5 protein-coding genes are annotated in these 7,737 nt (G+C 69.6%); all 5 read right to left on the bottom strand.

Annotated features, from left to right (window positions below):
- Positions 1-1,457 (bottom strand): metallophosphoesterase family protein (locus BZL64_RS24560; protein WP_086771370.1); only part of this gene is annotated, 1,457 nt, incomplete at its 3' end.
- A 46-nt stretch (positions 1,458-1,503) separates the two neighbouring features.
- Positions 1,504-4,479 (bottom strand): glycoside hydrolase family 2 TIM barrel-domain containing protein, encoded by a 2,976-nt coding sequence (locus BZL64_RS24565; RefSeq protein WP_086771371.1) that lies wholly within the window; start codon positions 4,477-4,479, stop codon positions 1,504-1,506.
- A complete protein-coding gene (locus BZL64_RS24570) occupies positions 4,476-5,342 on the bottom strand; it encodes a carbohydrate ABC transporter permease (protein WP_086771372.1) in 867 nt (288 codons plus the stop codon). Before BZL64_RS24570 ends, BZL64_RS24565 begins: the two co-directional genes overlap by 4 nt.
- 14 nt (positions 5,343-5,356) lie before the next feature.
- Entirely contained in the window at positions 5,357-6,319 is a 963-nt protein-coding gene (locus BZL64_RS24575) for a carbohydrate ABC transporter permease (RefSeq protein ID WP_086771373.1), read from the bottom strand.
- Complete coding sequence (locus BZL64_RS24580) at positions 6,319-7,605, bottom strand: ABC transporter substrate-binding protein (protein ID WP_086771374.1); 1,287 nt, start codon at positions 7,603-7,605, stop codon at positions 6,319-6,321. The genes BZL64_RS24575 and BZL64_RS24580 overlap by 1 nt, the downstream gene beginning before the upstream one ends.
- Between the last annotated feature and the right edge of the window lie 132 nt (positions 7,606-7,737).

A 7,737-nucleotide genomic window follows, 5' to 3' on the forward strand; every position in this document is an offset into this window, starting at 1 on the left:
CCGGCGGCGCCGCCGGTGCCCGTCTGGCCGACCAGTCCCGACCACGCGTGGTGGGAGGCGTCCCAGTCGGCGGGCAGCCGGTAGAAGGCCTCGATGGTGTAACCGTTGTCGAACGTCGCCGAGTTGAGCGGCGCTCCCTCCACCGTCCGCAGGTACGCCCCCTTCAACGGTGACTTGTACCCCTGGAACTCCAGGCTGCCGTGGCCGGGCTGATCGGGATGGTGGTCGGCCGACCAGCCCAGCGACCCGCCGGCAACCGTGACCACGTCGAGGTCGTTGCCGCGTCCCGACAGGTCACGGACGGTGCCGGCCGCCGGGGACTCGAAGCGCCAGTACGCCATCGTGCCCGGGACCAGCATCCTCGGCACCGGACGCGCGGGCCGGGCCGGTACGGGCGCGAAGCCGGCGAACCTCTCCGCGAAGTCGATGTCCACGGTGAACCGGTCCGCGTCACCGCTCAGCTCGATCTCCTGCCGCTCCAGCTCGTTGAGGCCCTTCGCGGCCCGGCCGAGAATCCAGGGGGAGACCGTTTCCACATCGATGACGTTCCGGTCCAGGTCGAAACGGTAGAGACGGATCATCGCCGCGCCACCGAAGTAACGGTTCTGATAGTTCGTCAGATGCAGATGGACGTCGTTCCCCGCCGCGTTCCGCCGGGTCGCCCGTCCGGCAGGCCAGTAGTGACCGTTGAGGGTGAGGAAGATCTGGTCATGGTCCTTGATCAACCGGTCCCACAACTGCTGCCCGTACGCCGACAGCGCGTCGTCCTCCACCACCAGCTCGTGCGTGGTCAGGACGACCGGCGTCTTCGGGTGCCGGGCCAGCACGTCGGCGGCCCACGCATACCCCTGCGGGGACAGCCGCCAGTCGAGCGCCAGCACCATCCACTCCCGGCCGGCGGCCCGGAACACGTGGAAGGTGTGGTAACCGTCAGGTGAGGCGCCCCCGAACGACGGACGGCCCGCGAAGCGGCCGGGGCCGAAGGCGTCCAGATACGGGCTCGCTCCGCGCTGGTCGGTCGTCGACGACCGCACGTCGTGGTTGCCGGCCAGCACGCTGTAACCGACCCTGCGACGGTCCAGCAGCGTGAACGCCTCGCTGACCGCGGCTACTTCGGCTCTCGTGCCGTTCTGCGTGAGGTCGCCCAGATGCGACAGGAAGACGATGTTCTCGTTCCTGCCGTGCTCCAGGAGGTAGCGCAGGGACGCCTCCACGGGCGCCTTGTCGATGCTCGGCCCGTCGAAGAGGTACTGGGTGTCGGGCATCACCGCGAGAGTGAAGCGGCGGCTGTCCGGATCGGGACGCCAGCCGGAGGGCGTCGCCTCGGCGGTGACGGCCGGCAGGGCGACCGAGGCGGTGGCGGCGGCGCCCAGCAGCGCGGTCGCCCTGAGGAAACCGCGTCGTCCGGCGCCGGCCTGCGCGGCCTCGCACTGTTCATGGGCATGCGACGTACACACGTGTGCTCCGTAGAGGAAGTCCGCGAAAGAGAAGGAGAACGGGAAATCAGAGGATGCGCAGGGTCCAGCTCCAGCGGTGCCGGCCCGGCGCGACGAGATAGGAGGGGAAGGTGTCGGGACCGCAGGAGGCCGTACCGAGCCCGCGGTGCGCCGCGTCGAGGTGGACCACGCAGCCGGCGCGCGGCACCAGCTCGTCGTGGTGGGCGGCGGCCGTCAGATCCTCGGCGCGGTGGCGCGTGACGGAGACCTGGCGCGGCTCGTCCAGCGAGACCGTGAGACCGGTGGCGTCGGACGCGGACAGCGTGAACCGCCGTACGCCGTGCCGGCCCCCGCTCTCCTGGGGTCGCAGATAGGGGGTGAACAGGGCGTCGACGGGGAGACAATGGTGACCCACCGGCGCTCCCGCGCTGCGGTCGGGATACGACTCCCAGGGGCCCTGCCCGAACCACTCCAGCAGGTCCAGCCCCCCGACCGTCTCGAAGACCGAGCCGACCCGCGCCACGTCGTCGAACGCGTCCGGCAGTCCGGCCTCCTCGTCGATCCGCAGGCCGCCCTCGACCGGCGTGAACGTCTGACGGTGGCGGACGACCCCGGCGGCGCCGGCGTACTCCGCGACGACGGTCACCGACCCCCCGTCGCGACGTACCGAGACCGGTTTGCGTACGAGCGCGTCCAGGCCCCAGGTCCGCCAGCGCAGTGCCATGCCGCCCAGCTCGTCGTTGTCGGTGGGCGCCCGCCACAGTGACAGCGTGGGGGCGGCGCTCAGCAGCGGGTGCACCAGCAGTCCGTCCGCGTCGACCTCCACCGTCCCTTTCGCAACCGGCTCCGCGACCGTCTCCGAACCGGGTTCCGAAAGCGGGGCAGCGACAGGCTGCGTCACCGCTTCCGCGTCCCGCAGCCGTAGTTGCGGCGTGCAGACCTCGGTGCCGCGTGGTGCCCACGGCAGGTCCTCGGCCGTCGTCACGCGCAGTGTCAGCCAGGCCTCGCCGCCGTCGGGCGGCAGCTCGAACGGCAGCGGCACCACGGCCGTCTCGCCCGGCCGCAGTTCGGGCAGCACGGCCGGCGCGGTGAGCGTGCCGCCGTCCGCCAGGGCCAGCTCCCACTCGGCGGCGAGCCAGTCCAGGCCGCGGAAGTGCTGGTGGTTGGAGAGCACCAGGCCCTCGTGGCGGAAGCAGTCCAGGCGCACCGGTGCGGCCAGCTCCCGGTGCTCGTACATCACGGGCTTGGGTGTGCGGTCCGGGAGGACCACACCGTCCGCGATGAACGCGCCGTCGTGGTCCTGCTCGCCGAAGTCGCCGCCGTAGGCCCAGCGGTACCCGGGTGCGGCGACGCCGCTGTCGTAGAGCCCGGCGCCCCCACGCCCGGCCGGTCTTCCGTCCGTCACACTCTGGAGGATGCCGTGGTCCCAGAACTCCCAGATGAAGCCGCCCTGAAGTCCCGGGGTGGCCTCGATGGCGGCCCAGTGGTCGGCCAGCGTGCCGTTGCTGTTGCCCATGGCGTGCGAGTACTCGCACTGGATGAGCGGTTTGGTCTGGCGTCCGGAGAGGGCGTGCGCCACGCAGTCCTCCAGCGGCGCGTACATGGGACAGGCGATGTCGGAGGCGACGTCCGGGTCCGCCCAGCCGCGTTTGGCGGCGCCCTCGTACTGCAGCGGCCTTGTCGGGTCGTGCCGGCGTGCCCAGCCCGCCGCCGCGTCGTGGTTGGCGCCGTAGTCGGACTCGTTGCCCAGCGACCAGATGATCACCGAGGGGTGGTTCTTGTCCCGCAGGACCATGCGTGACACCCGGTCGACGAAGGCGTTCAGATAGCGCGGGTCGTCGGCGATCTCATGGGCGTGGTCGTGGGACTCGATGTCCGCTTCGTCGACCACGTAGAAACCGATTTCGTCGGCGAGGTCGTACAGTGCCGGGTCGTTCGGGTAGTGCGCGGTGCGGATCGCGTTGAAACCGAAGCGCTTCAGCAGGACCAGGTCCGCGCGCATGTCGTCGTACGACACCGTGCGGCCGGTCAGCGGATGGAAGTCGTGCCGGTTGACGCCGCGGACGAAGACGCGCTCCCCGTTGACCAGCAGGTCCCGGCCGACGATCTCCACGTCACGGAAACCGACGCGGTGGCGGGAGGTGTCGGCGACGGTGCCGTCGGCACGGTGCAGGCGCACGGTCAGGCCGTACAGCTCGGGCGTCTCGGCATTCCAGGTGCGTACGCCGGGTACCCGGGTGCGCAGTCGCGCCTCGCCGAGGAAGGCGGAGACCCGTTCGTCCCGCGTGTTCAGCCGGTCGAACTCGGTGTCCCGCGCCAGCGGCAGCCCGTGCGGCCCGTCCAGTTCCCCGCTGACGTACCAGCCCTCCGGCAGCGCCCCGCCGGCGTCCCGCACCTGGCAGTCGACCCGCAGGTCCCCGTCCCGGCGCGCCTCCACACGCACGTCGGCCAGGTGCAGCGGGTCGGTCGCGTACAGCAGCACCGAGCGGGTGATGCCGCCGTGCCACCAGTGGTCCTGGTCCTCGATGTGCGAGGCGTCCGACCATTTGACGACGGTCAGCCGTACGACGGCCCGCGCGCCGGGGCGTACGAGATCGGTCAGGTCGAACTCGGCGGCGAGGCGGGAGTCCTTGGAGATGCCGGCGGGCCGCCCGTCCACGTGCACCAGCAGCACGCTCTCGGCGGCACCGACCTGGAGGACGATCCGGCGCCCGGCCCAGTCGGCGGGGATGTCCAGGTCCCGTTCGTAGACACCCGTCGGATTGTCGGCGGGCGACAGTGGGGGGAATTCTGTATACGGCATACGGATGTTCAGATACTGCGGAAGGTCGGCGGTGTCCTGCATGGTCCACACACCCGGCACGACGGCCGTCGACCACATCCCGCCGACCGGCGCGTCAGGCGCGGGCAGGAGCTGAAAACGCCACTCGCCGTCCAGGGAGTGCGCTCCTTCGCGCCGGTCGACGGCGTTCATGGGGAGCCGGCCCCAGGAGGTCACCTCGGGTGCCTCCCAGGGGCGGAGCGCCAGCAGGGGGTCCCTCACTTGATCGCTCCCTTTCCGAGGTCCCCGATGATCTGGCGGGCGCCGATCGCGAACACGATCAGCAGCGGGACCAGGGCGAGGAGCGCGCCGGTCATGACCATGCCGTAGTCGGTGGTGCCGTGGGTGCCGTTGAGCTGGGACAGGGCGACCTGGAGGGTCACGTTGTCGGGGTCGGTGAGGGCGATCAGCGGCCAGGCGTAGTCGTTCCACTGGCCCATGAAGGTGAAGATGGCGAGGAAGGCGAGGCCGGGCCGGACCACGGGGAGGGCCACGTGCCAGTACTGGCGCAGGAAGTTGGCGCCGTCGATGCGGGAGGCGTCGAGGAGTTCGTCGTGGATGGCGCTCTTCATGTACTGGCGCATCCAGAAGATGCCGAAGGCGTTTGCCGCGGCCGGCACGATCAGCGCCGTCATCGACCCGATCCAGCCGAGCCGGGCCATGATCACGAACTGCGGGATGGCCTGGAGCTGCATCGGCACCATGAAGATGAGCATCAGCAGCCCGAACAGCAGCCGCTTTCCGGGAAACGCGAACTTGGCGAAGACGAAGGCCGCGAGCGAGTCGAAGAGCAGCACCAGGAACGTCACCGTGGTCGCGACGAGCAGCGAGTTCGCCATGGACCCGAAGAAGTCGACCGCGTCGAACAGGCTGCGGACGTTGTCCGGGAAGTGGGTGCCCGGCAGCAGCTTGGGCGGGTAGGAGAAGATCTCGCTCGAGGTGTGCGTCGACATGACGACGGCCCAGTAGAACGGGAAGGCCGACAGCAGTACGCCGGTGATCAGCGAGGCGTGCAGGGCGAGGGCGCGGCGCCGTGACCCCCGGATGCCCGCGCGGGACGGCTTGAGGCCGTGGATGGATGCCATGGTGCCGGCCCTTCCTATGCTTCGTCCCGGCGCTGGAGCAGGCGCCAGTTGATGATCGAGAAAAGTACGACGACGAGGAAGATGCCCCAGGCCACGGCCGCGCCGTAGCCGAAGTCGTTGTTGTCGAAGGTCTGCTGGAAGAAGTAGAGGACCATGGTCCGGCCCGAGTGGCCGGGGCCGCCCGAGAAGGCCGACTCGTTGGCGGTGTTCTGCAGCAGCACCTGCGGTTCGGAGAAGCTCTGCAGACCGGTGACCGTCGAGACGACGAGCACGAACAGCAGGGTGGGCCGCAGCAGGGGCAGCGTGACGCGGAGGAAGGTCTGCACGGGCCCGGCGCCGTCGATGCGCGCCGCCTCGTACAGCTCGCCGGGGACGGTCTGGAGGCCGGCGAGGAAGATGATCGCGTTGTATCCGGTCCACTGCCAGGTCATCAGGGTGGCGATGGCGATCTTGATGCCCCACGGGGTGTTCAGCCAGGCCACCTGGTCCAGCCCCACCGCCTGCAACAGGGCGTTGACGAGACCGAAGTTGGTGGAGAACACGGAACCGAAGACGATCGCGACGGCGACCACGGAGGTCACGTTGGGCAGGAAGAAGGCGACGCGGTAGGCGTTCTTGAAACGGACCGCCGAGTTGAGCATCACGGCCGTGACCATCGCCAGGAAGATCATGGGGAAGGTGGCCAGCGCCCAGATGACGACGGTGGTCCCGATGGACTGCCAGAAGTCGCCGTCGCCGACCAGATACCGGTACTGCGACAGGCCCGCCCACTCCATGGACCCGAGACCGTCCCACCGGTGGAAGGACAGGTAGAGCGAGAAGCCCACCGGGATCAGGCCGAAGGCGAGGAACAGCAGGTAGAAGGGGGAGATCGCGGCGTAGAGGTGCCAGTACCTGCGAAAACCCTTGCGCGGCTGGACGGCGGGGATCTCCGTCATGACCACGGGGGGCTTCTCCAGTGCGGGGACGGTGGCCATCAGTGGCTCACCCCCAGGTGCTCGGCGATGCGACGGCACTTGCTCATGGCGTCACTCCAGGCGGTGTCCGGGTCCTTGCCGAGGACGCCGACGGCCTTGATCTCGTCCTTGACGGGCTGACCGAGGGCGATGTCGAACGGGCTGTTGTAGGCGATCGCGATCTTCTGTGCCGCGGGCCCGAACACCTCCGTGGTGACCTGCCCGCCGAAGAACGGGTCGGGGTCGCGCAGTTGGCTCAGTCCGTAGGAGGCGGGGGTGGAGGGGAAGAGGCCGGCGTCGACGTAACCCTGGGCCTGGTTCTTCGCGTCGAGCATCCAGGTGATCAGGCGGAAGGCCTGCTCGGGCTCCCGGCACGCCCTGGTGATCGACAGGAACGAGCCCCCGTTGTTGGCGGGCCGCACCGGCATGTCGGCGACCCGCCACCTGCCCTTGGTCCTCGGCACACCGTTCTTGAGGTCGAACGTGGCCCAGGAGGCGCCCAGTTGACTGGGCAGCTTGCCGTCCTCGACGGCGGACAGCTGGTCCGGGGTACCGGTGACGAGATCCGATACGAGGCCGCGCCGCTTGGCCTCCACGGCGAGGTCCCAGGCGCGGCGCACATGCTCCCGGTCACCGATGAAGTGGCGGTCCCTGTCGACGTACCGCTCGCTGCCCTGGTTCACCACGTTGTCGAATACCGCGTTGACGTCGGTGAGCAGAGAAGCACCCGGAACACGCTTGCGGAGCTGTTCCCCGGCGGCGAAGAACTTCTCCCAGGTGTTCAGCTCCTTCGACACGTCGTCCGGCTCGTACGGCAGTCCCGCCTTGCGGAACACGTCGTACTGGTAGAGGTGCGCGACCGGCCCGCAGTCGATCGGGAAGCCGATCATCGAGCCGTCGTCGGCGATGCCCTGGTCCCATTTCCACGACAGGTAACGGCTCTTGTAGCGGTCCGCCCCCAGCGTCCGCAGGTCGACGAACTGGTCGGCGTTCGGCAGGTACGACGCCATGTCCTCGCCCTTGAGTCCCGCGATGTCGGGGATGTGGGCGCGGCCGGCCATGGTGGTGATCAGCTTGGAACGGTAGTAACCGCCGATCTGGATCGCCTGGAGGTCCACCGTGCCGCCGTACCGGGTCCTGGCGTTCTTGACGACGGTGTCGCTCAGGCCGCCGCTCCAGTACCACAGGACCATGTTCCGGCCGGTCGAGCCGGTCGGAACGGCGCAGCCGGACGCCAGGCCGCCCAGCGCCGCGGTCGCCGCGGGGGCCAGGCCCGCGCGCAGCAGGCCTCTTCGTGAGAGCCGCACAGCTCCCACCGCCTTTCGGATCTGTTCGGGAGTTCGCATACGGGGGGCATGTGGGGGAGTCGTGTCGCTGTTACCGCTGTCTACGGGTGTCGGGTGCGGGGAGGTCAGCCGGTCCGGGCGGGCGGGGTGACC

The organism is Streptomyces bobili (genome assembly GCF_002154575.1).
In the GTDB taxonomy this organism is placed as follows: Bacteria; Actinomycetota; Actinomycetes; order Streptomycetales; family Streptomycetaceae; genus Streptomyces; species Streptomyces bobili.

What these genes read in the sequence shown, in the direction of transcription:
- BZL64_RS24570 (WP_086771372.1), bottom strand. Translation starts at nt 5,342, where the DNA reads ATGGCATCCATCCACGGCCTCAAGCCGTCCCGCGCGGGCATCCGGGGG.
- BZL64_RS24575 (WP_086771373.1), bottom strand. Translation starts at nt 6,319, where the DNA reads ATGGCCACCGTCCCCGCACTGGAGAAGCCCCCCGTGGTCATGACGGAG.